Annotated in this window: 21 protein-coding genes and 3 pseudogenes; 11 read left to right on the forward strand and 13 right to left on the reverse strand. The window is 56.2% G+C overall.

From position 1 onward, the window contains the following. Nucleotides 1-18: 18 nt before the first annotated feature. The 3 genes from EOV40_RS11385 to EOV40_RS11395 all read right to left on the reverse strand — a co-directional run bounded on the left by EOV40_RS11385 (nucleotide 19) and on the right by EOV40_RS11395 (nucleotide 4,887). Nucleotides 19-2,241, reverse strand: a complete 2,223-nt coding sequence (locus tag EOV40_RS11385; RefSeq protein ID WP_087607218.1) for a S8 family peptidase — start codon at nucleotides 2,239-2,241, stop codon at nucleotides 19-21. Then, nucleotides 2,238-3,434: an AAA family ATPase gene (locus EOV40_RS11390; protein ID WP_196778589.1), complete on the reverse strand. Its 1,197-nt coding sequence runs from the start codon at nucleotides 3,432-3,434 to the stop codon at nucleotides 2,238-2,240. The genes EOV40_RS11385 and EOV40_RS11390 overlap by 4 nt, the downstream gene beginning before the upstream one ends. A 493-nt stretch (nucleotides 3,435-3,927) precedes the next feature. Next, entirely contained in the window at nucleotides 3,928-4,887 is a 960-nt protein-coding gene (locus EOV40_RS11395) for an MFS transporter (protein ID WP_341865149.1), read from the reverse strand. 392 nt (nucleotides 4,888-5,279) lie between these two features. Here EOV40_RS11395 and EOV40_RS11400 point away from each other — a divergent pair, with 392 nt between their 5' ends. Further along, nucleotides 5,280-6,170: a LysR family transcriptional regulator gene (locus EOV40_RS11400; protein WP_087607217.1), complete on the forward strand. Its 891-nt coding sequence runs from the start codon at nucleotides 5,280-5,282 to the stop codon at nucleotides 6,168-6,170. 286 nt (nucleotides 6,171-6,456) lie between these two features. Here EOV40_RS11400 and vapC read toward each other — a convergent pair whose 3' ends face one another. Together vapC and vapB are read right to left on the reverse strand one after the other, a co-directional pair. Then, nucleotides 6,457-6,867, reverse strand: a complete 411-nt coding sequence (gene vapC / locus EOV40_RS11405; protein ID WP_128106012.1) for a type II toxin-antitoxin system tRNA(fMet)-specific endonuclease VapC — start codon at nucleotides 6,865-6,867, stop codon at nucleotides 6,457-6,459. Further along, nucleotides 6,868-7,092, reverse strand: a complete 225-nt coding sequence (gene vapB, locus EOV40_RS11410; protein WP_128106013.1) for a type II toxin-antitoxin system VapB family antitoxin — start codon at nucleotides 7,090-7,092, stop codon at nucleotides 6,868-6,870. A 254-nt stretch (nucleotides 7,093-7,346) separates the two neighbouring features. Here vapB and EOV40_RS11415 point away from each other — a divergent pair, with 254 nt between their 5' ends. The 4 genes and pseudogenes from EOV40_RS11415 to EOV40_RS11430 all read left to right on the forward strand — a co-directional run bounded on the left by EOV40_RS11415 (nucleotide 7,347) and on the right by EOV40_RS11430 (nucleotide 10,502). Then, a complete protein-coding gene (locus tag EOV40_RS11415; RefSeq protein ID WP_128106014.1) occupies nucleotides 7,347-7,697 on the forward strand; it encodes a hypothetical protein in 351 nt (116 codons plus the stop codon). Nucleotides 7,698-7,961: 264 nt separating this feature from the next. Then, a pseudogene (locus EOV40_RS11420) lies at nucleotides 7,962-8,738 on the forward strand (glutathione S-transferase family protein); the annotation flags it as partial. A 214-nt stretch (nucleotides 8,739-8,952) separates the two neighbouring features. Then, nucleotides 8,953-9,576, forward strand: coding sequence for an alpha/beta hydrolase (locus tag EOV40_RS11425; RefSeq protein ID WP_128106015.1), 624 nt, complete (start codon nucleotides 8,953-8,955; stop codon nucleotides 9,574-9,576). Nucleotides 9,577-9,587: 11 nt separating this feature from the next. Beyond that, a complete protein-coding gene (locus EOV40_RS11430; RefSeq protein ID WP_086641002.1) occupies nucleotides 9,588-10,502 on the forward strand; it encodes a LysR family transcriptional regulator in 915 nt (304 codons plus the stop codon). A 7-nt stretch (nucleotides 10,503-10,509) separates the two neighbouring features. Here EOV40_RS11430 and EOV40_RS11435 read toward each other — a convergent pair whose 3' ends face one another. The 5 genes from EOV40_RS11435 to EOV40_RS11455 form a co-directional block, all read right to left on the reverse strand. Further along, nucleotides 10,510-11,190 (reverse strand): flavin reductase family protein, encoded by a 681-nt coding sequence (locus tag EOV40_RS11435; RefSeq protein ID WP_128106016.1) that lies wholly within the window; start codon nucleotides 11,188-11,190, stop codon nucleotides 10,510-10,512. Between the two features lie 176 nt (nucleotides 11,191-11,366). Next, a complete protein-coding gene (locus EOV40_RS11440) occupies nucleotides 11,367-12,176 on the reverse strand; it encodes a VOC family protein (protein WP_244296916.1) in 810 nt (269 codons plus the stop codon). Between the two features lie 39 nt (nucleotides 12,177-12,215). Continuing rightward, a complete protein-coding gene (locus EOV40_RS11445) occupies nucleotides 12,216-12,785 on the reverse strand; it encodes a YceI family protein (protein ID WP_086641004.1) in 570 nt (189 codons plus the stop codon). Beyond that, nucleotides 12,772-13,404, reverse strand: coding sequence for a cytochrome b (locus EOV40_RS11450; RefSeq protein WP_086641005.1), 633 nt, complete (start codon nucleotides 13,402-13,404; stop codon nucleotides 12,772-12,774). Before EOV40_RS11450 ends, EOV40_RS11445 begins: the two co-directional genes overlap by 14 nt. Nucleotides 13,405-13,408: 4 nt before the next feature. Beyond that, nucleotides 13,409-14,023 carry a YceI family protein gene (locus tag EOV40_RS11455; protein ID WP_128106018.1) on the reverse strand — a complete coding sequence of 205 codons (615 nt, stop codon included), beginning with the start codon at nucleotides 14,021-14,023 and terminating at the stop codon, nucleotides 13,409-13,411. Between the two features lie 325 nt (nucleotides 14,024-14,348). Between EOV40_RS11455 and EOV40_RS11460 the strand changes: the two genes are divergently transcribed. The 4 genes from EOV40_RS11460 to EOV40_RS11475 all read left to right on the forward strand — a co-directional run bounded on the left by EOV40_RS11460 (nucleotide 14,349) and on the right by EOV40_RS11475 (nucleotide 19,713). Beyond that, nucleotides 14,349-15,401 (forward strand): IS110 family RNA-guided transposase, encoded by a 1,053-nt coding sequence (locus tag EOV40_RS11460; protein WP_058988301.1) that lies wholly within the window; start codon nucleotides 14,349-14,351, stop codon nucleotides 15,399-15,401. Nucleotides 15,402-15,639: 238 nt separating this feature from the next. Continuing rightward, nucleotides 15,640-17,163 (forward strand): IS21 family transposase, encoded by a 1,524-nt coding sequence (gene istA / locus EOV40_RS11465; protein WP_128106019.1) that lies wholly within the window; start codon nucleotides 15,640-15,642, stop codon nucleotides 17,161-17,163. Further along, nucleotides 17,153-17,932: an IS21-like element helper ATPase IstB gene (istB, locus tag EOV40_RS11470; protein ID WP_128106020.1), complete on the forward strand. Its 780-nt coding sequence runs from the start codon at nucleotides 17,153-17,155 to the stop codon at nucleotides 17,930-17,932. Before istA ends, istB begins: the two co-directional genes overlap by 11 nt. Nucleotides 17,933-18,096: 164 nt before the next feature. Next, the gene (locus EOV40_RS11475; protein ID WP_128106021.1) at nucleotides 18,097-19,713 is read left to right on the forward strand and encodes an ISL3 family transposase; all 1,617 of its coding nucleotides are present in this window, start codon (nucleotides 18,097-18,099) and stop codon (nucleotides 19,711-19,713) included. Nucleotides 19,714-19,747: 34 nt separating this feature from the next. On the opposite strand, the pseudogene EOV40_RS11480 reads toward EOV40_RS11475, so the two are convergent. Then, nucleotides 19,748-19,864 (reverse strand): annotated as a pseudogene (locus EOV40_RS11480) (IS5/IS1182 family transposase); the annotation flags it as partial. Between the two features lie 201 nt (nucleotides 19,865-20,065). Beyond that, nucleotides 20,066-21,484: a Hint domain-containing protein gene (locus tag EOV40_RS11485; protein ID WP_128106022.1), complete on the reverse strand. Its 1,419-nt coding sequence runs from the start codon at nucleotides 21,482-21,484 to the stop codon at nucleotides 20,066-20,068. Between the two features lie 137 nt (nucleotides 21,485-21,621). On the opposite strand from EOV40_RS11485, the gene EOV40_RS11490 reads away from it, so the two are divergent. Then, nucleotides 21,622-22,563, forward strand: coding sequence for an IS5 family transposase (locus tag EOV40_RS11490; RefSeq protein WP_244296920.1), 942 nt, complete (start codon nucleotides 21,622-21,624; stop codon nucleotides 22,561-22,563). 155 nt (nucleotides 22,564-22,718) lie between these two features. On the opposite strand, the pseudogene EOV40_RS11495 reads toward EOV40_RS11490, so the two are convergent. After that, a pseudogene (locus EOV40_RS11495) lies at nucleotides 22,719-23,491 on the reverse strand (IS630 family transposase); the annotation flags it as partial. Nucleotides 23,492-23,581: 90 nt separating this feature from the next. Here EOV40_RS11495 and EOV40_RS11500 point away from each other — a divergent pair. Then, complete coding sequence (locus EOV40_RS11500; RefSeq protein WP_128106023.1) at nucleotides 23,582-24,967, forward strand: IS1380 family transposase; 1,386 nt, start codon at nucleotides 23,582-23,584, stop codon at nucleotides 24,965-24,967. Nucleotides 24,968-25,101: the final 134 nt, after the last annotated feature.

Raw genomic sequence — 25,101 nt, forward strand, 5'->3', positions numbered from 1 at the left:
TCCCAATTTGAACAATTCCTATGTTCGAATTGGCAGGGTTATTTTTGGCTGAATTGGCACAAGTGCCTTTGTATAACTGCGCAAAATATCATTATAGAGATCAGGATGTTTAGCAGCTTCTACTGTGATAATTAGAGCATAACGAATTTTCTCAGCGCTTGTCGTAGCATGTCCTGATTCACGCGCATTGTAATGAATGTCGAACACTGGGCTATCGAGACTACGCCCGAGCATACGTTTATCGCCATGTAGAACAGTTTCCCATTTCCCCATATCCGAACGACGCTCCTCTTCGGTTGCGTATTTTTTCATATCGAAAAAGCCTTTTGTATCGGCGTTCGCTTTACCTTCTTTTACCTTCTTATCACTGGGACGAAAGACAATATCCAAACCAGCTCGAGTATAGGTAACAGCATCCTGCGGATCCGTCGGAGACGCGTAACAAAATGTTGCCTTCAAGCGTATTTTACCTTGTAGACCACCAGTTGGTATTGGAAGCGGCGCGCGTAAATATTTCCCGGGTTTTAATTCGCCTTGATAGACCACCCGCGCCACGCCAGACGGACAAGTAATAACTTCCATCAAATCTTCTGGAATTTTACCCCAACCGACTTCAATTTTATCGTGTTCAGAGGGATCAGCACTATGAACAAGCAACGCTTTAATAGCGAGCGGCGATAAATCCGACCCAAGAACCGCATGAACTCCAACAGCATTGCGCAATAAATATGGTGATGCAAAACTTGTTCCCAATTGAGGCACTAGGGACGGCTTGGCTCCCGATGCCAGAACATGAAAATATTTAGAATTTTCTGCGGCCCCACCAAAAGCCATAAGATCAGGTTTTACTACGCCTGGACTACGACCGGGTCCAACGGCGCTGTAAGCGGCCCGACCCCAAGTTTTATCAACGTTGTCAGCAGCCCCTACGGACAACGCATTCACGCAATCCGATGGCACCTGAACACGTGCGTTACCTGTGGAGCGATCCATAGCGCCGTTATTTCCAACGGCTATGGTCATCAATGTATCGCCATCGCTCAACAAATCATCAATCACAGAAGTCCACGCGTGTACATCTGTATCTTCAATTGGGAGATCCGGTCCCAAACTCAAATTGATGAACTGATAATATCGAGACAGAAGAACTTCTTCCACAAACCCCAGCGTACGATATAATTCCAATGGGTCTTCTGAATCAGTTTCACGATCCAGAACGCGGAGATGATCAACATAAGAATAAGGCCGAGACGGAGTGCTATTGGGTATGATCGGTCCAAAAAGGAATGCCGACGTGACTGCAAGCCCATGCTCAATGCCGCCTGGATCATCTTCCGCATGCTCATCCATGACGCGATAAGTATTTATCCACGGAGTGATACTGCTATTTGTCGGCAAACCACCATCCAAAATGGCGACTTTAGGCTCTGACGACAGCGGCTGCTCCGTGGGCAGGCTACACGGCACAGTCACCCCAGAAGCCCGTTGTATCGGACGCATACCACGCAACTTGGGCATGGAACGAATTACACGTACAAAAGAGAACTCAGCTAGGTGCCTGATGCTCTCACTATCGCCCTCTGCAGGAAGAAACCATAGATTCCCTGCGCTAAATGCCAGATCGAGGTGCAGCTTTACGCCAACGTCGGTCGCATATTTGGCAAATGCGCGTTGTACAAATTGAGAGTTATCTCCGGGTAACAGATGAACACCCACTTCGAAAAAACGATCTTGGGATTTTTCGAATGACACAATGCGATCTGTTGACTCAAATGCAGAAAAATTCTCAATATGAGAAAGGTCTTTGGCTTCACTGGACCCTTCTTCAACTTCTCCAGCCCAATCTGCCAACTGACGAAACGCTTTTCGCCGTCCCACCACAAAAAGCTCCGTGGTCGTTGACTCGCGCGGAGAACCCTTTTTTGCCCAAGCCTCCGGGGTCAGTTTTACAGCTCTACTCCCGACCGACTCAAGACCAGCACTGCGCAACATTGCGACAGGATAAAAAGAACGCGCGATGTAACTGGGATTCAAGGCGAGACGGGCCACACTCAAATCGCCCGGACAGGCTTTGGAGGGCAACCTATCGAGATTTATCGATGTTTCGATAAATTGCGGCACCAAACGTGTTCTCGCTTGCTGCAGCGTATAAACTTCAGCTTTCGTTATCTTCCGTCGAGGACCTTTAATATCATAAGTAAGGAGTTCGCCTCGTCCTATCAAAAAATTGGTCTGACTCATCCTTCACGTCTCCGCTTTTTAGGAACGACGGCAGGACCGTCAGTCGTGTATTTTCTAATAGTATCTCGGCTCACACCTGTAATATCCGAAATACTATGCTGAGACAGGCGTGTTTGTTTAGCGAGTAAAACAGCCATATCGATACGCCCCTGTCGATCCAATGATAGAGCGCGAGCTTTAATGAATTCCTCAATTAAATCGACATCTGGAGCTGTTCCCAATGCTACTGCTCGCCGAAAGCGCTGTATCTCTCTTCCTATATCGCTAAAGGACTGTCCACGAAACGCGAAGGTCAGAATATCTACCCACCGAGCAAACAACGCGAAATCAGGTCCCAAGAACCGTTTAATAGCTTCTTTGACCGCTACGGGCTCAGGTGTCTTAAATTCGACAACCAAGTCAAACCGTCGCCATAACGCAGGATCAATCAGCTCTGGATGATTAGTTGCGGCCAACAACACCCCGGTAGAAGGCCACTCATCAACTTCCTGCAAAATCACTGTCACAAGACGCTTGAGTTCACCCACATCGGAATCATCGCTACGTCGCTTGGCAATTGCATCGATTTCATCAAGCAACAACACACAAGGGCGTTGTTTAGCAAAATCAAGAGCTGCGCGTAAATTGTTACCGCTACGCCCCAACAAACTACTCATAACCGCAGTAAGATCGAGTACATACAGCGGTACACCTAGCTGAGATGCCAACCAACGCGCAGTGAGTGTCTTACCCAGTCCAGGTTGGCCAACAAATATTGCAGAGCGTGTTGGCACCAAGCCCGCTGCGACAAGACGCTCAGCTTGCTTACGCTCCAAGATCAACTGTCCAAGCATTTCCTCCAATCCGGGAGAAAGCAGTGGCGCTTCCTGATCTGGAAGATCCGTAAACTCTTTAAGCAGTGACAAGCGCGACTCATCGTCCACTGGCAAAGCCTGTTCCGGAGAGGATGGTGTAACTGCCTTCCGTAACGGAGCTCCGGTGCGATGCGGTTTGGAACGAAGGAACATATCTACCTGTGCTGCCAACTCAGGTTCAGTCCCTCGATATTTTCTAACTAGCCGTGCGGCGAACAGGCGTACGTCCTCCGTTTGCTCGGCCAAGGCGAGCCGAACAATCTGGGCTAAATCAGACTTCAATCCACTAGAATCGTCCATAAACACTGTAACCCATTCATATAAACCACTTTTTTTCATTCAAAAATGGACTAAAATTATTCTCTCATATTTTCTGTCTGCTGGAAAGATATTCTGAGCGATCAGGACCAATCGCCCACTCACCACTCTTGGCGCGGTCATGATCAGCCATGACCATATATGAGAGCGGGCGCATCAAGGCAGGAAGTCTATGATCAAAGAGAACGTCTCTTCCTCAACGTTCACAGTCATTCCCTGTCCATTCTCTCGGCGCTTTCGTGGCACTCCAACCCGACACGATGCTGGAACTCGCACTGCCGGGTACGGGGCTGGCGCACCTTGCGGCGTTTCAAGTTGATCCACACATCATCGCTGGGCGGCTGACCTCAATGCTTGAGCACTTTTCAGATCGACAGATTTGTCGATGTGCAAGCCGTCTATCTGGGACATCGTGGCACGCTGTCCGCGCGGATCAGGGCAGTTCTTGATTTTCTAAAGAAGAATATGTGCATCGGTCCCAGCCAGCTATCGGGGGAGTAAAAAGCGCGTTCAGTCAGCCATTGCGTGGCATGCGTGTAAACCCGCTTCCTGACGCCATCACGACGATCATCAGGGCACAGAGCAGCAAAACTGTTGCTGCCCACGGAATGACGGTCGTGCCAAGATGGTCGAGAAGCAGACCCCCGATGATCCCGCCGCCGGCAATGGCCGCGTTCCATACGGTCACGATCATCGACTGGGCGATATCGGCCCCCTCGCCTGCTGCACGCGCGGACGCCGTCTGGAACAGCGTGGCCGCGCCACCAAAGGCCAGCCCCCACAGACCGGCTCCGATGTAAATTGCAATCGGACTGGTCCCTGCAAAACCCAATGTGCAGCCTGCGATCACGAAAAGAGCAATACTCGCCAGGACCAGCGCCCGCAGCCAGTGATCGATGAGGGCGCCGATCAGCCAGATCCCGACCAGAGCGGTGAGACCGAATACCAGCAGCACCCTATCCACCTGTCCGCCCATGCCGGCCTGCAGCAGGAAAGGCGCGATATATGTGTAGAGGATATTATGGGCCAGGACGAACAGTAGCGTGACAGACAGGATTGTCCGCACATCCGGCATCAGGAACACATGCCTGAGCGTCAGACGTCGTCCCTGACCTTGGCCGGGAAAGTCCGGCACCGCGGCCACGACCCAGCCCAGCAGCCCGACGGTCAGCACGGTCATGATACCGAAAGTGTAACGCCACCCCACAACCGTCCCGAGAAGGGTACCGAGAGGAATGCCGAATGACAGGGCAAGCGGTGTCCCGACCATTGCAACAGCGATGGCCCGTCCCTGCAAGGCGGGTGCCACCATCCGGCTGGCATAGCCCGCCAGCAGCGCCCACAGCAGTCCGGCCGATACCCCTGCCAGAAAACGGGCGGCGGGGTCAGGACATAGCTGGTTGAGACGGCCGTGACCGTATTGACGACAGCAAAGCCACCAATAGCCAGAAGCAGCAATCTGCGCCGTCGCCATCCCTGCGTGGCGCTGGTCAGCGGGATGGCCGCGACAAGGGAACCGATTGCGTAAAGTGTGACAAGTTGCCCGACCATCGCATCCGCTACGTTCAGGCCACTACCCATCTGCGGTAACAGGCCTGCTGGCAGAGCCTCGGTCAGGATGGTGATGAAGCCAGATGTGGCCAGGGCCAGGAGGCCCGCCAACGGCAGGCGCTCCGATGTGGACAGGTTGCATTCTGTGGTTTCTGAGGTCATGGAGTCATCCATCTCAAAGCATGCCGTGGCGCAGAGCTGTCTGCCGCTCTGGCCCCTCGTTGCCCTCACGATAAGATGGTCCCTGCTCCGGATTAATCAGGCTATAGTTCCACACACAATGGACAGAGATGTCCGCAATAGCCGGATCATGCGATGGACAGTCTGGGTGCTCTTCCCATTTTCATTCAGGCGGCCGAAACACGCAGCTTCACGGCCGCCGGTCAGCAACTGGGCCTGTCTGCCTCTGCGGTCGGCAAGGCCATTGCCCGTCTTGAAGGGCGTCTCGGCGTCAGGCTGTTTCATCGCAGCACGCGAACGATCACGCTGACCCAGGAAGGTCATCTCTTTCTGGCGCGCTGCCGTCGGATTCTGGGAGAGGTTGAGGCTGCAGAACAGGAACTGGCGGATACACACGCCGCACCATCGGGACGTCTGCGCGTGAGCCTCCCCATGGTCGGCATGCTGTTGATGCCGGCGGTCAACGCCTTTATCCAGGCCTATCCGGAAATCGAGCCCGATCTTGATTTCACCGATCGTCTCGTGGATGTCATCGGCGAAGGCTTCGATGTGGTTCTCCGAACCGGAGATGCCGCGGACTCACGCCTGATGACCCGCATCGTCGGCACGTTCCATCACCGGCTGGTTGCCAGCCCCGCCTATCTGGATCGCCGTGGGATACCCATCAAACCGGCTGATCTGGCGCATCATGCCTGCCTGCGCCACAGATATCCCACCACCGGGAAACTGGAAGCATGGCCCCTGCGGCAGGATCGCATGGCTGGGACTATTGAGCCACCGGCAACCGTCGTTGCCTCGGCGCTGGAGCCGCTGATCAGCATGGCCGAAGCCGGGCTGGGTATCGTCAGCCTGCCGGATTTTGTGCTTCACGAGCATCTCAGGACAGGACACCTCGTTCCTGTGCTGTCCGACCATACCGAAGATTCGGGGGTCTTCCGTCTTCTGTGGCCGTCCAGCCCCTATCTCTCACCGAAGCTCAGGGTGTTTATCGAGTTCATGACGGCGAATCTGTTCCCGCCCAAATGACCTCGCTCTGGCGGTTCACGCACACGTGAAATCAGCCCAAACTACGCTGGAGTTTCACTCCCATCTGCATCCTATACGCATCCTGCGCGTATGTCCCAAACGCAGAAAGCCGCCCTTGAGGACGGCTTAACATGCTGATGATATTGGATAAGTTTTGGTTGCGGGGGCCTGCAACCAAAGAAAACTGCTGCTTGTCAGCGGGTTCGTAGAGAGGCTCGCTGCATGACATAATCGATTGATAAATAATCGTTTTTATCAATATTTTGTCTCGCCAGGCCTTTCCCGGTCAGGCCGTGTCAGTCAGCCAGTCCTCCGTTCGAAGCCCCTCCACCCGCTGAAATTCCCGCAGATTGCCGGTCACAACAATCAGCCCTCTGCTCCGGGCATGCCCGGCAATCATGAGATCATACGGACCTATGATACGGCCATTCCGTTCAAGTTCGGCCCGAATGTCTGCCGTATGGGCGGCTGCTTCACTGTCGAATGGCAGGACCGCCAGCCTTGCCGCGAAGCGCTCGACTTCACGCCTTGTGCGCACGGGATCGGACGAGCGTTCTGCGCCATAAAGCAGCTCATACAGAACCACGTCCGAGATGCAGAGTTCCTCCGCACAGCTGTTGAACCTCGGACGCAGCCCTTGTGGTCGATCCCGCAATACCCGGATACAGAGGTTCGTATCCAGCAGATAACGCAGCATTCAGAGCGCCTCACGGTCCTGCATGGCCGGCTGGTTCCGCTCCCCCAGATCCACGCCGGGAGCCGCAAAGAAATCATCCCACGCTGCGTCAGCGGGGGCGATGATGCGTCGTGAACCTTCGGACACAATGACGACGTCACGCACCTGCTCCCCGAAGGCGACCATCTTCGGCAGGCGCACTGCCTGCGAGCGGTTGGATAGAAAGAGTGTCGTACGGGTCAGCATCGGTTATTCCTCCCCATGGATATATATTATGTATATCCCATTTGGACGTTGATGTCCCGTATTTTTAGGGCTCTATGCACCGAATGCATACAAGCGGGCCGGATGATACAGTAGATCTTCCGCCCGTCCCATGATGGGACCGCTCTCCTCTCTCCCTGAAAGACAAAAAGACAGCATTCATGACGGACAGGCCACGAACACGGAGTGAAGCCTTCGCCCGAGCAGAAGAACGGGGTCGCCACCTGACAGCCACCATGCTGTCAGGTCCGGACATGCTGACGGGCGAGGTTTTTGCCCACCGTCTTGGCCTGACTGTCGCAGATCTGCGTAATCTGGAACAGGCCCATGCTGTCCTCGTTCTGCCAGGGCTCTCACCACGAGATGTGCGCTATCCGGCCTGGCAGATCGACGCGACGGGACCGCCCTTCCCTGTCCTGCACGCACTTTTCGATGCGCTGGGCGACAGCGGATGGACCATTCATCGCTTCCTGATGCAGTCTAATCCCGAACTTGCCGGTCAGACAGCCTTGGAAACGCTTCGTGATGGCAGGGGCGCACTGGCCCTCCGGCGTGCCCGCAGCATTGCGGTAGGAAGCTTCGCCTGACCGCCCTGCCGGTCGAGCCTCTTCACTTCACGCCTTCGAACCCCTACCCCGTCTCGCCGCATGACAGAGTGGCAATGCCACATTACATGGAGGCGTCCAATCGCAACACTACTTCCTACAGGGAAGGAATGCCTTGCTGCTACGGTATCTAATCTTTCGCGTTCGGCCATATTAGCAATAGCGGCGCAAGTAATCTCGGTAGCGGAAGAAAACGCCGTTCTTTCGCCGGAAGATCATCATGATACTGTGGAACAGGAGTTGCCGATGCTGGTTGATGGACAATGGGTCGAGAACTGGCAGCCGGTTCAAGCCAAGGACGCGAAAGGCGGCTTTGTCCGTCAGACCTCGTCTTTCCGCAACTGGATCACCCCTGACGGAAGCCCAGGCCCCACGGGAGAGGGTGGTTTTACAGCCACAAAAGGACGCTATCATCTTTACGTCGCCCTGATCTGCCCTTGGGCGTCACGCACGCTCATTGCCCGTAGCCTGAAAGGGCTGGAGGATATCGTGTCGGTATCGGTCGTCGAGCCCGCCCTCACCGATCAGGGCTGGCGCTTTGGCGATTATCCGGGAGCGGACGTCGATACGCTCAATGGCGCGACGTGGATGCATGAACTCTATACCCGCGCCGATCCGCACTATACGGGTCGCGCCACCGTTCCGGTCCTGTGGGACAGGGAAAGACGAACGATCGTGAACAACGAGTCCGCCGATATCGTGCGGATGTTCAATTCCGGGTTTGGTACGCTGGCGTCCTCGAACCACAACCTCTATCCCGAAGCCCTGCGCGGTGAAATCGATGCCCTGAACGACGGGCTGTATGTGCAGCTCAACAATGGCGTCTATCGCACCGGGTTTGCAACAACCCAGCAGGCTTATGAGGAAGCCTTCGAGGGTGTTTTCAGCATGCTGGACACGTTGGAAGCACGTCTGTCCGGAAGCACCTCATGGCTGGTCGGAGACCAGTTGACCGAAAGTGACATCCGCCTGTTCGTGACGTTGGTCCGTTTCGATGCCGCCTATCACGGGCTGTTCAAGTGCAATCGCCGCCGCGTCGCGGACTACCCTAACCTGAGCCGCTATCTGGAACGGATGCTCGGGGTCAGGGGGGTTGCGGAAACCGTCAGCCTCGACCATATCAAGTGCGGCTATTATTCGATCAAGGCGCTGAACCCCAATGGCATCGTGCCCCTCGGGCCCGACCTTACATGGGCGGCACACATGCCTGCAACACCCCTCCCATCGGGGGCGGGACATGAGTGCCGGCCTGGTTATCTTCCTGCATGGGGTCGGCAGTCGGGGCGCCTCTTTTGCGCCGTTACTGGCACAATGGGGGACGGATCTGCCCACGATCGCCCTTGCCGCTCCCGATGCGCCGTTCACGTTCGACCTTGCGCCAGACGGGCGACAATGGTTCAGCATCAAGGGCGTGACGGAGGCCAACCGGACGGAACGGATCGTCGCTGCGCGGCAGGCTTTTGACGACACGCTCCAGTCCTGCATCTCGGAGGCCGGCTTTGAAAACAGGCTGGACCGGGTGGTGCTTGTGGGCTTTTCCCAGGGATCGATCATGGCGCTGGATGCCGCGGTCTCCGGCCGCTGGCCCGTGGCTGGCGTGGCCGCCTTTTCCGGGCGGCTTGCCTCGCCTCCCTCCCATGCTCCATCCACGGGAACACGCATTCTGCTGATCCATGGCGATGCGGACCCCATCATGCCGGTGCGGGAAGCTCACAAGGCCGCCCGGACCCTGACGACGATCGGCATGACCGTCACATGTGACATTCTGCCCGGCGTCGGCCATACTCTGACGGCTTCTGGAGTGACGCGGGCGCGGGAATTCATACGGACCCTTCTGCTTCCGGGTTCGCTGGTGTCCTAAGGACCTGTGATTTGGATCGTCTGAGCCTTGACCGCCTGTTCGTCGCCGTTCTGGAAACAGGAAGTTTTGTCGCGGCATCCGGGCGGATGGGGGTCAGCAGCGGCCAGGCCTCCAAGATGCTGTCCCGCCTTGAAGCCGACCTGGGCGTGCAATTGATCAAGCGGACAACCCGCGCCCTCTCCCCCACCGAGATCGGCCAGGTTTATTATGAGCGTGTCAAGGTTCTGCTCGAAGAGCGGGACGCGCTCGATGCATCCATCCGCCAGACATCGGGCGCACCTTCGGGCCGACTGCGGATCACGGCCCCGATGTCGTTCGGCGCCGTCCAACTGGTGCCCGCGCTGCTGGCCTTTGCGGAGCAATATCCCGGCATCAGCCTCGATGTCAGTTTTTCGGACCGGCTGGCGGACCTGGTTGAGGAGGGTTTTGATCTTGCCGTTCGTATCGGGCGTCTGTCCGACAGCAGCCTGATTGTCCGCAGGCTGTGCGATGCCCGGATCGTCACTGTCGCCGCCCCGTTTTACATCACGGACCGTGGCGCACCCCAGCGTCCGGAAGAACTGTCGCAGCATACATGCATCATCGACACCAATTTCCGCACACCCCACAGTTGGTCTTTCCACGACGAGTCATCAGGACAGGACATTCAGGTTCCCGTGACCGGACGCATCGCCTTCTCAAACGGGGAAGCCTGCCTGACAGCGGCTGAACGGGGCCTGGGAATAGCCTATCTGCCCAGCTTCATTGCAGGCCCGAAAATACGGGAAGGTAAGCTGACGCCCCTGCTGCACAACTTCGAGCCGCCAGCGCTGGGAATACACGCCCTTTACCCCCCCGCGCGGCATCTTGCCGCAAAGGTACGGGCCCTGTCCGATTTCCTCTCGGATTACTTCCGAAGCCGGGCAGAATGGGACGAAGGCTGGTAATCTTCTTTCAGGGCGTAGAAGGCAGAACCGGCAAGCCGGCACCTTCGTCCAGAGCTGTGTCGGACGATGACGGGCGACGCAGGTCAAACATGGAAGCCTCGGCCAGTTCTGAATACCATCCTGCTCCGCCGGCTCTCAGAACGGGGCGCGCCGCAGCGGTTTCGTAGATTCCCTCGCTTACAAAAGAGCGATCGATATGGACCGTCACCACTTCCCCCAACGTAAGCCAGCTCTCCAGGCGCTCCCCGGAAGCCGCCTCAAGCTGGACGATCTGAGTCACACGGCACTCAAACTGCACCGGACTGGCAGCAACCCGTGGCGGCCGAACACGACAGGACGGAATTTTCGCCAGTCGCGCCACATCAAATTCATCAATCTGCCGGTCGAATGCAGCAGACGACAGATTCATGCGCCCGACCAACGGCTGCGTGACCAGATTCCAGACGAATTCTCCGGTCTGCTGCGCATTGCGGACCGTATCTTTCCAGCCGATCGAGGAAAACCCGATGATCGGCGGGATATAGTTGAACGCATTGAAAAAACTGTAGGGGGCAAGATTGGGTACACCCTCCGTATCAACCGTCGCAATCCACCCGATCGGCCGTGGCGCGATGATGGCATTAAACGGATCGTGCAGAAGACCATGCCCGTCTTCAGGACGGTAGGTGTGAAAACGGTCATCCGACATGCAAGTCCCTTCCGGATTTTTCCTGCCTGGCCCTGCATCCCATTGTGCAGGAAAGTCTCACAGCCTGTTTGAAAATATGAGCTGGTTGAGCGAGGACAACCTAAGTGAGCGCCGGTACCAAGGATAAAGACAATCTGCGTCCGGTCTTCGACAGCGCACGTTCTCAAATCAGGCTCTCACAGTGCTTCTGGAGTGTGCAAACGGATCGGCGTACCCCATGGATCTGCAACCGTCACCTCGTTCGTGGAGGGATTCGAGCCAGGAACGGATGTCAATCCTGCCGCTGGAGGCCGGAAGTCCGACAGGGCGATTTCGGCCAGCCCGGTCGAGGGGAAACGATGCTGGCCCGCTCCACGGCTGTTCCAGATGTTGGTGGCGATATGGTGATGGTAGCCATCCGCCGCATAGAACGTGCCCCCCGGATACCGGCAGGTTATATCCAGACCGAATTTGCGGGCATAAAAATCCTCCGCGGCCTCAATGGTGCCGACCTGAAGATGGACATGCCCGACCCGCGTTCCGTGTGGCGCGCCATCCCAGCGTGCCCCCCGGGCCTGCCCGAGAAGAGCGGGAATATCGAGGGCCGCCGTACTCATACGCACTGTCCCGTCCTGCCAGATCCAGGTGGACGCAGGGCGATCGGCATAGATTTCGACGCCGTTTCCCTCGGGATCGGACAGATACACGGCTTCACTCACATCATGGTTCGAGGCGCCGACAACCGGTAGCTTCTGTTCGATCACATGGTCGAGCCAACATGCCAGCGCAGAGCGGGACGGCAGCAGGAATGCCGTATGAAACAGCCCCGCCTCCCGGGAGGAACGTAGCCGGGCATGTCTGTCCTGCCGGAGTTCGAGCAGGGACGTGCCACCGGCACCGAGGCGCATTGTCTCCCCATCCCGGCCGTGTCCTTCGAGGCCGACTGTCTTCTGATAGAAGGCCGCAACCTTTTCCGGATCGTTCACTGTCAGTACGACATGATCCACGGCAAACCCCGTGGGAAAGACAGGATGCTCTCTCATAGGTCAGGACTTCCGCTGCGCCGTGATGTCGAGGTCGACGCCAACTTCCAGCGCGACCCACTGCCCGGTCGCCCATGGTCCCTGCCCGACCCCGAAGGCGGAGCGTACGAGATCCAGATGCCCTTTTACATGAAGTGCGGAGCCATTGATATCGAGCGTGAAGGGCAAGGTGACCGGCTTGCTGATCCCGCGTATTGTCAGGGTTCCGACTGCCTCATAGGCATTGCCTCCCGTGGCACGGAAGTTCCGCGCGTCAAATATCGCTGACGGAAAATGCGCAACGTCAAACCAGTCCTTTCCCGGCAGGGCGCCGTCACGCTGGCGGTCTCCCGTGACACCGCTCGACAGGGCGATCGTCACATGGGCTTGTCCGGCCTCCGGATGCTCCGGATCGAAGGAAATGGTGCCGTCGAATGCTCCGAAATGACCGCTGAACGGCGTTCCGGTCTGCTTGCCCGAAAAGGCCAGCGTGCTATGCGCCGGATCGAGCGTCCAGTCCGCGGCCAGGGCAGACAGGGGCAGAGAAAAACCTGCCGCAAGCGCCAACGCGGCGATCGTCTTAATGGATGGCATTGTGCAAATCCTCCGGCCGCTTGCGACGCGACGATCCAACCGGCCTGGGCAGCATGCGCCCAGGCACGGAATCCCGTAAAATCAGGGCATGCCGCAAAACGGCTGCGATATGCAGGACGATCAGAACGACCAGCGTCCAGGCCGCCCAATGGTGAAACTCCTTCAGGACTGCCTCCACGGGAGCCTTGTCCTGCAGCATTGCGAAAACCGGAAGATCCGGCCACGGTACCGTGCCGAACAGCACGGTTGGAATGCCGAGCACGGACGCCGATACCATGGCCCAGCCGCTGAGTGGCAGGACGATCTGTAGTCCATACAGGGCCAGATGAGCCAGATGGGCCGCCCGACGTTCCGCGGCAGGCATGTCTGCGGGAAGCGCGGGCGCCGCATGGGTCAGACGCCATCCCACCCGCAGGCAGACCAGCAGCAGAACAGAAATCCCGATGGATTTATGGAGCTGGTACAGTTGGAACATGCGCATCGGGTCAAGGGCAACATGATCCATGGTCAGCCCCATGCCGATCAGGACCAGAATACCGGCGGCGATCAGCCAGTGCAGGCCGATCGCCACCGCCCCATATCGCGATGCTTTTTCGTTACGCATCGGGACCGTGTTCATGAAATCAGCCCTGCTTTTCGAAAGCACCGGCGATGCGTAGCGTTACATCGTCACCGACATAGGGCACATACATCTTCACGCCGAAGTCACTACGCTTGATCGTGGCGGTGGCTTCAAAGCCGGCCGTGTAATTCTTGTCCATCGGGTTGATGCCGGCACCGACAAAATGCACCTTCAGCGTCTCGGGCTTCGTAACGCCATGGAGGGTCAGGTTGCCGGTCACGATGGCATCGTTCCTGCCGGAACGCTTGACTTCAGTGGAGACAAAGGTTGCATTCGGGAACTTTGCCGCATCGAACCACTGGTCGCTCTTGAGTTCTTCCGTCAGCTTGTCGCTGGTCGTCTGAACAGATGCAACCGGGATGGTCACGGAGAGTTTGGAAGCGGACGGCGTTTTGGCATCCAGCTCCAGCGTGCCAGAAACATTGGAGAAAAGCCCGCTATAATAGGTGAAACCGAAGTGCAGCAGCGAGAACCCGACCTGTGTATGGCCCGGTTCGATGGCATAGCTGCCGGACTGGACCTGAGCCGGGTTCGTCACCGTCTGGGCAGAGGCGATGGCTGGCAGAACTGCGACCGAAACTGCCAAAATTGCGATGCGGGATAAAGAGAAACGCATGAGATGATCCTTCCAGAAAACCGAACTGACCAGAGGGCGGACTGTCGGCCCCCAAGCCATGAACTGAACGGTATCCTGTCCGTCGGAGTGGTTCGGATCTACGGGAAGGTTGGAAGATTATTTCATCCAAATTGGAAGCAATGTGGCACTTATGAGATGTGGTGGTTGCCGTCCTGTCTTCCGTGGCTGTTCCGAATGACCACGTTGGCACATCGCCGTTTGGGGAGGACGGCTGTTGATTTTCACTGAGAACTGATGGTGTGGACGGCTCGCAGCGGTCCTGAGAGGATACTGAAGAGCTGAGTGTCCAGTGGAGGAAACCATCATGTCCCAGTTGATCCGTATTGGCATGGATACGTCGAAAAAAGTGTTCCAGCTTCATGGCGTGGATGCCGATGAGCGGGTTGTTCTGAGCCGGAAACTGAGCCGACATCAGATGATCCGGTTTTTCGCGAACCTTCCGCCCACAGTAATTGGCATTGAAGCCTGTGGAGCGTCCCATCACTGGGCCAGAACCCTTGGTGCACTTGGCCACGAGGTGCGGCTGATGGCGCCACAGCTTGTCAAACCCTACGTCAGACGCAGCAAGAATGATGCGGCAGATGCCGAGGCCCTCTGTGAGGCGATGAGCCGGCCGACCATGCGTTTTGTACCTGTCAAAACCGTTGGGCAGCAGGCAGCCCTCATGCTTGTCGGCATGCGGGAGCGGCTCATTGGCAGGCGGACCCAGCTGGCCAATTCCATTCGGGGCTATGCCGCAGAATTTGGAGTGACCGCCCCTGTGGGTCTCTCCCGTGTGGCCCCGTTCCTTCAGCAGATTGCGTCTGAAGAAACGCTGCCACCTCTAGCACGTGATCTGTTTGCGCAGATGGCAGAAGAGTATGAAGGTCTGATGGAACAGATCAGGGATCTCGATAAAAAGCTGGCCACATGGCATCGAAGTCAGGAGGTGAGCCGCAGGCTGTCCGGAATTCCGGGCATCGGTCCTCTGGCTGCTGCTCTTCTGCTCATGAAGGCGCCGGATCCGCATCTGTTCCGCTCAGGGCGGGATTTCGCGGCGTGGATAGGCCTCACTCCTCGTGATCATTCCTCAGGTGGCAAGGTCAGGCATGGCGGGATCACCAGGGCTGGAGACAGCCGCCTGAGAAGCACGCTGGTGGTTGGCGCGACCACCGTGCTCCGGCATGTCAGGCAGAACGGACAGAGCCGTCTCGCCACGCCGTGGCTTCTCAGTCTTCTGAGCAGAAAGAAGCCGAAACCCGCTGCTGTGGCTCTGGCCAACAGGATGGCACGCATTGCATGGAAGCTGATGACCAGCGGCGAAACATATCGCAAACCGATGGATGCTGTTGCGCTGGCAGCGGCAGCCGCCTGCTGACGAGATTGGCCAACACGATGCACGGAAAAAGAACGTGATCGTGTGAGCCGATACCGCAGTCCTGCAAAGAGGAGATGGGGAGATCGTTCGATCTGAATGGAAGACACTCCGCAAGAGCCCGTGGTTTGTTGATTTTCACTGAGAACTGACCCGGGTAGGGCGGAAATTTTCATCGAGATTTGACCCATGCCTTCACACTCCCCGGCATCATCTGCTGGGGGTTTTTGGAGTGATTGACATGGAGCTTCTGAGTGTGATCCGCCGGTGGCATCGCCGGGATCATCTTCCGATCCGCGAGATCGAACGCCGGACAGGACTGTCACGCAATACGATCCGGAAATATCTCCGGGCAGAGAGCATTGAACCGCGGTTCCAGGTTCCCGAACGTCCCAGCCGACTGGACCCGTTTGCTGACAAATTGAGAGGATGGCTGGTTCTGGAAGCCGCCCGATCCCGCAAGAACCGGCGCACGGCGCGACGGTTGTATGAAGACCTTGTGACGCTGGGTTATGATGGATCCTATGGACGGGTGGCTGCTTTCATCCGGCAGTGGAAACACGAACAGCACCAGGCACGCCAGACAACGGGCCGGGGTGTTTTCGTGCCCCTGTGCTTCCAGCCCGGGGAAGCCTTCCAGTTTGACTGGGGCGAGGACTGGGCGGTGATTGCCGGGCATCGCGTCAAGCTGCAGGTTGCCCACACCAAACTGTCCTTCAGCCGGGCCTTCATACTCAGGGCCTATCCCCTACAGACCCACGAGATGCTTTTTGATGCGCTTACCGAGGCCTTCCGCGTGCTCGGTGGCGTGCCGCGGCGGGGTATTTTTGATAACATGAAGACGGCCGTGGACCGGATTGGCTCTGGCAAGGCACGTCAGGTCAACCTGCGCTTCATGGCCCTGGCCAGCCATTATCTGTTCGAGACAACCTTCTGCAATCCGGCAGCGGGATGGGAGAAAGGGCAGATCGAGAAGACCGTGCAGGATGCCCGACGTCATATCTGGCAGGATCTGCCTGCCTTTCCTGATCTGGGGGCGCTGAATGCGTGGCTGGAAGCCCGCTGCCTGGACTGCTGGGAACGGCTGCAGCATATCGAACTGGCCCGGAGCATCGCCGAGGTCCATGCCAGCGAGCGTCCTCACCTCATGGTGCCGGGGCGTCCCTTTGACGGGTTTGTCGAACAGACCAAACGCGTCTCACCAACCTGCCTGATCCAGTTCGAAGGCAATCGCTACAGCGTGCCGGCCTCCTTTGCCAATCGTCCGGTCAGCCTGCGGGTTTATCCTGACAAGCTGCGCATTATCGCCGAAGGGCAGGTTCTGTGCGTGCATGACCGGATCATCACGCGTTCGCATGGTGTGCCAGGCCGCACGGTGTATGACTGGCGGCATTATCTGGCGGTCATCCAGCGCAAACCGGGCGCCCTGCGCAATGGCGCGCCGTTTACCGAATTGCCAGCTGCCTTCCGGACCCTGCAGGATCAACTGCTCAGGCGGCCTGGAGGCGACCGGGAAATGGCTGAAATCCTGGCCCTTGTGCTGCAGCATGATGAGCAGGCTGTCCTCTGCGCGGTTGAACTGGCTCTTGAAGATGGTGTGGCGACCAAGACCCATGTTCTCAATACGCTTCATCGCCTGATCGATGCCAAGAGAACCGTGGTTCCCCGGCTCGATGCCCCACAGGCCCTGGTGCTCGAACATGAACCGTGCGCCGATACAGGGCGGTATGACATCCTGCGAAGGGACAGCCGCCATGCGTCATGATCCTGCCGCTGCTTCACTTGTCGTCATGCTCCGTGGATTGCGGATGTATGGCATGTCCCAGGCCACGGCTGACCTCATCGAGCAGGGCGCACCTGCCTTCGAGGCGGCCATCCCTATCCTCTCACAACTCCTGAAGGCGGAACTGGCCGAACGCGAAGTGCGCTCCATCGCCTACCAGACAAAGACCGCCCGGTTCCCTGCCTACAAGGACCTGTCCGGGTTCTCCTTTGCCAATACGCAGGTCAACGAGCCCATGGTCCGCCAGCTCCATAGCGGGGACTTCATCGAGCGTGCTGAAAATGTCGTGCTGATCGGTGGTCCGGGAACCGGAAAAACCCACCTGGCGACCGCGCTGGCCATCCAGGCGATCACCCATCACCGCAAGAAGGCGCGCTTCTGGTCAACGGTCGACCTGGTCAATGCGCTCGAACAGGAAAAGACCGCCAACCGGGCCGGGCAGATTGCCGACAGGCTGCTCCGCCTGGATCTCGTGATCCTTGATGAACTCGGTTATCTCCCCTTCAGTGCATCTGGGGGCGCCCTGCTGTTCCATCTGCTCAGCCGCCTCTACGAGCGCACCACTGTCATCATCACAACCAATCTGAGCTTCAGTGAATGGGGAGACGTCTTTGGTGACCCGAAGATGACAACGGCGCTCCTCGATCGGCTGACCCATCACTGTCATATCCTCGAGACAGGAAATGACAGCTACAGGTTCCGCGCCAGCACCGCCGCGTCAAAAAACAGAAAGGACAGATCCTCTTCTTGACCGCCCGCCCGACTATGCCTGAAATAGCATCTGGCTGGGTCAATTCCTGATGAAAAACCCGGGTCAGTTCTCGGCTCTTCCGCACTTTTCGTGATGGGTATCTTGTACTGTGGTTCTGGAACTGGAAAACCCTGAAAGTCGCCCACTTTCATGGATATTCCCCAGTGTCACGCCTTCGGATCCTTGATCTTCCCCGTTCCCTCGTCGTTCGTCGTGTTGTTGCACTGGGCAACAGAGTGGAGATCGAAGTCGGTCTGCGCAAGCGGAGTGTACTGTGTCCGGACTGTCAGTGCCCGACACAACGCGTTCACAGCTTCTATCAGAGAAAACTTGCGGATCTTCCATGGCAGGGCCGTCCGGCCACGCTGATCGTTTCTGTACCACGCTTTTTCTGTCAGGCTGCGGTCTGTCCACGTCGGACCTTTGTGATGCCCCTTGACGGGATAACCGTACGTCATGGCAGACAGACCACGCGTCTTACCGATCTTCATTATTATATCGCCCATACCCTGGGCGGTTCCGCTGGTGCACGAATGACCGTGCGCCTGTGTTGCCCCATCAGCCCGGACACTCTCATTCGCCGCCTCCTTTCCCGGGCACGGAACACCAAGAAAGACATGCCCCCTACACGCGTGGTAGGGGTGGATGACTGGGCATGGCGACGGGGACATCACTATGGAACGATTGTGGTAGATCTTGAGAAAAATGATGTCATTGACCTCCTGCCAGATCGGGAGGCTGCGACCCTGGCCCAATGGCTGCAGGCCCACCCCGGTGTTGAAATCATTGCCAGAGACCGTGCCGGTGCTTATGCAGATGGATGCCACAGAGGCGCGCCATCAGCTCTTCAGGTGACGGACCGCTGGCATCTGCTGAAGAACCTGTCAGAGGCTTTTGTCAGCATACTGGGCCGTTTCACGACAACAGTCAGAACCCTGACGCGACAACTCAGCGCATCAACGACATTGAGCGAAACGTCTGGAACAGTCAGGACACAACCGGAAGAAACGCAGACGCTCATCAGGTCAGTCTCTGGGGAGCGACGTGAAACTCTTTTCAATGAAGCTCTTGCCCTGAAAGCAGAAGGGCACAGTATTCAGGCTATCGCCACAACGATCGGGGTAGAGAGAAAAACCGTGCGGCGCTGGTTTCAGCGGGGCCATGCGCCAACATGGAAAAGGACGGTTCCGACACGCAGCATACTCGGGCCTTACATATCCCATCTGGAAAAGAGATGGGTCGAAGGATGTCGGAATATTCGCCAGCTATGGCGGGAACTCCTGGAGCAGGGGTTTACAGGAAAATATGGCACTGTCCGGAAATGGGTGACGACGCGACAGGGTATTTCCACGAAACCCATTTCTTCCGCGTATGTCTCGCCCCCTCTGGGGCGCAAACTTGCACGCCTTCTTCTTGCAGATGATCCATTGTCTGCTGGACGACAGGACGGGCTACCTGTTCCTGCCCTTCTGGAAGCCGAACCGCAACTCGCTGTCACGCTCTGCTGGCTCAGGAAAATGCAGAACCTCCTCTGTAAAAAGGAGGACACCAGAAAGGAAGGCGATCTAAAGGCCCTGCTGGAAGAAGGGAAAACGACGCTGCTATCGCGTTTGATTCCTGCGCTTGAACGGGATGCTGCTGCCATTGAAGCTTCTCTCGTCACACCATGGACAACCAGCCCGGTTGAAGGACAGATCAGCCGACTGAAAATGATCAAGCGAACCATGTTCGGAAGAGCAGGCTTCGAACTCCTCAGGGCTCGTGTCCTCCAACCCGCATAATCAAAAACATCATCACGAAAAGTGCGGAAGAACCGAAAATGATCCCACTCAACACACGACGGTCATCAACGCGAGGTTTGCCATGGCTCTTCGGGAAAAAGGGCCGCAGACGATCCATCTGTTCCTCGGTCAGCCAATACAGGTCACTCATCTTCAGTCTCCTTACAGAGCCTGAATCAGATTTCCGCAATCAAATCAATGGGTCCTGAGCCTACGGGTGCAGCCATTCCGGTTGATGGTGGTCTGGAAGCTTAAAAAGCTACCCATTTTCTAATGGGATTTTATTATGAACCCCAACATCTTTTTACAGATGTTGGGGCTTTTTCTATTCCGTAGCTCCTGACAGCAGAAACTATGCTGACAACGCAGCATATTCCTGTTGGTCGGCCTGTACAACATATGGGCCAGCTGCTCGGACTTCCAGGCTGAGAATACCCATTTTGCTTGTTACGATATTGTGCAGTGGCAACAATGCATTGCCGTTGGTCCATGCGCAATCTTGCCAGCCCATATCATGCCACCCTTCTGGCTTGGATGGCGCCAGATGCTCCTGAACCTGCTGCAACACCCGGATAGAGCCAAAATGGATTTTGCCAACAGCAACACCCATTTGACGACGATCATCCACAAACGGTCCGATAGAATCACAAGGGCGGCTGGAGCGAGATACCACGCGCACACTCTCTACCCCTGCGGGAAGCATGAAGCTGTAAATGTTCTCGGATTTTTTGAATGGATAAATAGTTACCCCACTGTTGGTAATTAACTTGAGGTCCGGGTCTTCAATAAGAACTTTTGCTTCTGCGCGGCCATCGATTCCCAGACATTTTGCTTTTTCTTCCAATTTTTGGAAAATTGGTTCAACAAAATCACGCTGAACACCCAATGGTGCAGCGGCATCTTCCTGCCAGTTTTTCTGCTTTCCACCAATTCTGACAACTTTGCCAGCCTGCTGGAAGTTACGACGGTTTCCTGTATCCAGATAGCTTTCAGTCAACATACCATCTGCCATAATGACTGAATGTTTTTCCGTTTCAATATGGTAGTAATCATAAGATGTCGTGGTGGTATCATAATAAATGGAACGACCATTTACCAACATACGTGCAGGAACAAACTTTCCTTCCATAAACAGACAATGTTCGGGTGTTATCAACATATCTTTAAAAGGTACGTTTTCTGCAATAGAATTTTTTAGAATCCGTATAGGATATCCAGCTTGATCTTCTGGTAAATTGGCATTGACAACAACATGTGCTGTTCCTGCCCATACCACTTCTTTTTGTTCTTCTGTACCATCAATAAAAACAGAAACCTTTTCACCGGGAGCAATATCCTGCACCGGCATATATCCATTTTGTGTTTTTATTAAAGAATCTTTTAAAAAACATGAAAATGTATCGCTGTACTTTCCATCTTGTGAAATAGTTGTAACCGAATATGCGCCTGATAAGCTTCGGGTAATGTTTAGCGGGTTAGAAACCGTTGCTGTATCTGGTATCACAACGTACAATCTCTGGTTTGTATAACCAATGCCTTCGTTAAGATCTGTACTGATAATTGTTTCTTTAGTTGTTGGATTATACGTTGCATATAGATCTGATGTAGAAATAGAAAGATCTAATGTGAAATGGTAATCATATGGATTGCTGATTTCATAATAATTGGAACCTGTCAGTCCGGATGCACCCAAAAGAGATACATCCTGATTTGATGAGGTAATTTCTATAGTATTTGAATCTGACATTTGAGAATCACCATATAATTTCATGAAAACATGCCAAAACGTAAGAGGTTTTGAAGCATACCTATGAATGCAAAAATTACATACCTGATGAGACCTGTGCGCGGGTGGTGGATTTTTAGGACGAAAAGTGGTTCTCTTTTGCCTGATAACAAGCCTGGAGCATGACGATGGCGCACCGGTCGATTGGTCAGGATTGCCTGGCATTTTCGGGACAGGATCAGAAGTCGTCATCATTGGATGACATCTCGGCCCTGATCGACTGGCAGCCAATTGCTGCGCTGCTTGGCTCACTCTACGCCGCGCCGAAAGGCGAAGCCGCATGGCCACCGCTTGCGATGTTCCGGGCGATGCTGCTTGCGGTCTGGTATGACCTCTCCGATGTCAAACTGGCTGAAGCTTTGGACGATCGAACATCCTTTCGCCGGTTCTGCGGATTTTCCGCACACGAACCCACACCGGAGCGCACAGCCTTCGTGCGGTTCAGACGCGAACTGGCCAGCCACTCGCTTGATCAAGCCCTGTTCGAAGCGGTGACGGGTCAGTTAAAATCGAGGGCCATTCGGATCAAGACCGGTACGATCGTCGATGCGACGATCATCGCGTCGCAAACGGAACGCGATGACGAGGCACGGTGGGTCAAGCACAAAGGACGCAAGGCCGTGCATGGCTTCAAGGCCCATGTCGGCGCCGATGCCACGACTGCTCTGGTCGAGCAGATTGCGATCACGCCAGCCAATATCAACGATGGCCGGGCTGGACCGGATGCCATACCCAACGATCCAGGCGAGGTTTTTGCCGACAGCGCCTATCGGGGCAATCATTCCCGCGACGCAGTCCGCTCAAAAGGCGGTACGCTCCGCGTTGCCGCAACGTCGATGTGGGGGCGGGACGAACAGGAAACGCTTGCCCAACTGAAGGCATGGAACGATGATGTCCATCGGACCCGGGGCCGGATCGAGAAGATCTTCGGCACCTGGAAGCGCAGCTATGGGTTACGCCGGATGCGATGGCGCGGTCTCGCCAAAGCCGCCATCCAGATCCACGTCACAGCCATTGCCTACAATCTCAGACGGACACTCAATATCCTCGCTGTAGCAGCATGATAGGGTTGATACCCTATCCTGTATGAAAAGCCTTGTGCGGCGTCCTCGTCATGAAGAAAACAGGTATCAATACCGCGTTTTCTTCATCAAATTGAGATGGCACCGACAATATCAACCACCCGCGCACAGGTCTCCCTGATACCAACCGTTGATTGCTATAACCCATGAGCCCAATTGCGCAGTCCGATTGACATGATGCGCCAAGGTTGATCGACGAGCTGGTTCCAGGCATGGCAGGCGATATCGATGATATCGTCATAGGTTCTGAATATCCTGTTTGAGAGCCACGTATTGCGCAGGAACTGCCAGAGATTTTCCACTGGGTTCAGTTCAGGAGCCTGGGGAGGCAGTGGGAGAATGGTGATATTTTCAGGCACATTCAGTTTCTGACTGGTGTGCCAGGCCGCCTGATCCACTATGAGGACGGCGTGAGCGCCCTGCGCGACCGTGCGTGAAATCTCCGCGAGATGGAGTTGCATGCTATGCAGGTTGCAGACAGGGAGCACGAGGCCTGCTGCCGTTCCCTTTTCAGGGCAGATAGCCCCGAAAATCCACGCGGATCTGGTGCGCAGGTCAGCTACAGCCCGGGGCCGGGCGCCCCGTTTCGCCCACCGCCGCGTCAGCTTCGTTTTCTGGCCGATCCGCGCCTCATCAGACCACCAGATTTCGATGTCTTTTCCCGGATGTCTGGCCCTGATTGCCGCCATGACACCGGGGAACTCTTTTTAAAAATGTCCTGCGCTTCTGTATCCTGGCGGTAGTGCCGTGGCCGGGCTGTCAGCAGACGAAACCCTTCACGACGTATAATCTGACCCAGACGGGTTTCCGACAGGGTGACGCCATAGCTCTCATGCAGCCAGGCGCACAGATCGCACAGTCTCCAGCGGACAACACCATGCACCGCAGGAATTGGCCCTTCTTCGACGCGGAAATCTCACAGAAGGGTTGTACATCGGGTTAGATTATGAAAAAGTCTGTTTTGTAAAAAAGAAATTTTCGTAAGCTATAAGAAAACCCGATGCAGACAGAGTGTAGCGCAGGCGCGTATGAGTTTCCAGCCTCCTGTGGACGGCGTGTTGTGGCCCGTTTTGACAGGGGTCGCATGAGTTCGGATGGGGGCGTCATTCTGGTGAAGCAGGCTGATGACATTCTGGGTCTCAGCCGCCGCTTTGCAGCCTGTTTTCGCGATGAGCGGCATCCCGGCTTTGTGGAATACCGGGTTGAAGACCTTGTCCGTCAGCGGATCATGGGCCTGGCACTGGGCTATGAAGACCTTAATGACCATGACGCTTTACGCCATGATCCTGTCATGGGTCTGGTATCGGGACGTCTGTCAGGAAGCCGGGCCAACTGTGCGGCACTGGCAGGAAAATCCACACTGAACCGGCTGGAGCGCAGTGGCCACAAGGCAGACCGTTATTGCCGCATCATTGCTGATCATGAGGCCCTGGCTACCCTGTTCGTGACGCTCTTCCTTGACCAGCATGAGCGCGCACCCGCCCGGATCATTCTGGATGTGGATGCCACCGATGACCGTATCCATGGCCATCAGGAAGGCCGGGCCTTTCATGGATATTATGGCCATAACTGCTATCTGCCACTATACATCTTTTGCGGGGATCATCTCCTCAGCGCTACCCTGCGCACGGCAGACAGGGACCCGGGGAAGGAAGCACTGGCAGACATCCGCCGGATCGTGGAGCAGATCAGGAGCCGTTGGCCCCGGGTGCGTATCCTGGTGCGTGGGGACAGCGGTTTCGCCCGGGACAGTCTGATGACATGGTGCGAAGACAACCACGTTGACTTCCTGTTCGGGCTTGCAGGCAACACCCGCCTGTATGACCGGATTGCCTCTTTGTCCGCTGAGGTTCGTGACGAAGCCGCCACGACAGGCAGAGCTGCGCGCGGTTTCGCCTCCTTTGACTGGATCACAAAGGACAGCTGGACGCGCCGCAGGCGGGTGGTGGCCAAGGCCGAATGGCGCCACGGCAACCGCTATCATCGCTTTATTGTCACCACGCTACCGCAGGGAATGTCCGACCCCCGCCATCTCTACGAACAGATTTACTGCGCACGCGGGGATATGGAAAACCGCATCAAGGAATGTCAGATGGATCTGTTCTCAGACAGGACCTCGTCCCATACCATCCGGGCCAACCAGCTCCGGCTGTGGTTCTCGGCCGCAGCCTATGTCCTGCTCACCGCTCTGCAAAGACTGGCCCTTGGCCAGACCAGCCTGGAGACGGCGACCTGTGGCACCATACGCGCACGACTGCTCAAAATCGCGACACGTGTCACGCTCAGCGTCCGTCGGATTGTCCTGTCCATGCCGGACATGTTCCCCTGTCAGCATGAATTCGCCCTCGCTCATGCACGATTGCGAAGGCTTTGCCAGGCGTCCTGACGAAACAGACAGCGCACAGGCCACATAGCTTCCACCAACACGGCCTTCTCAGGTGGTGACACCCCAGCTATGTCCAGAATGCGCCTCCAGAGGCACAAGATCATCGTTATGCAAGATCAGACATTCAAGAAGTC

This window comes from Acetobacter oryzoeni (assembly GCF_004014775.2).
Lineage (GTDB): Bacteria > Pseudomonadota > Alphaproteobacteria > Acetobacterales > Acetobacteraceae > Acetobacter > Acetobacter oryzoeni.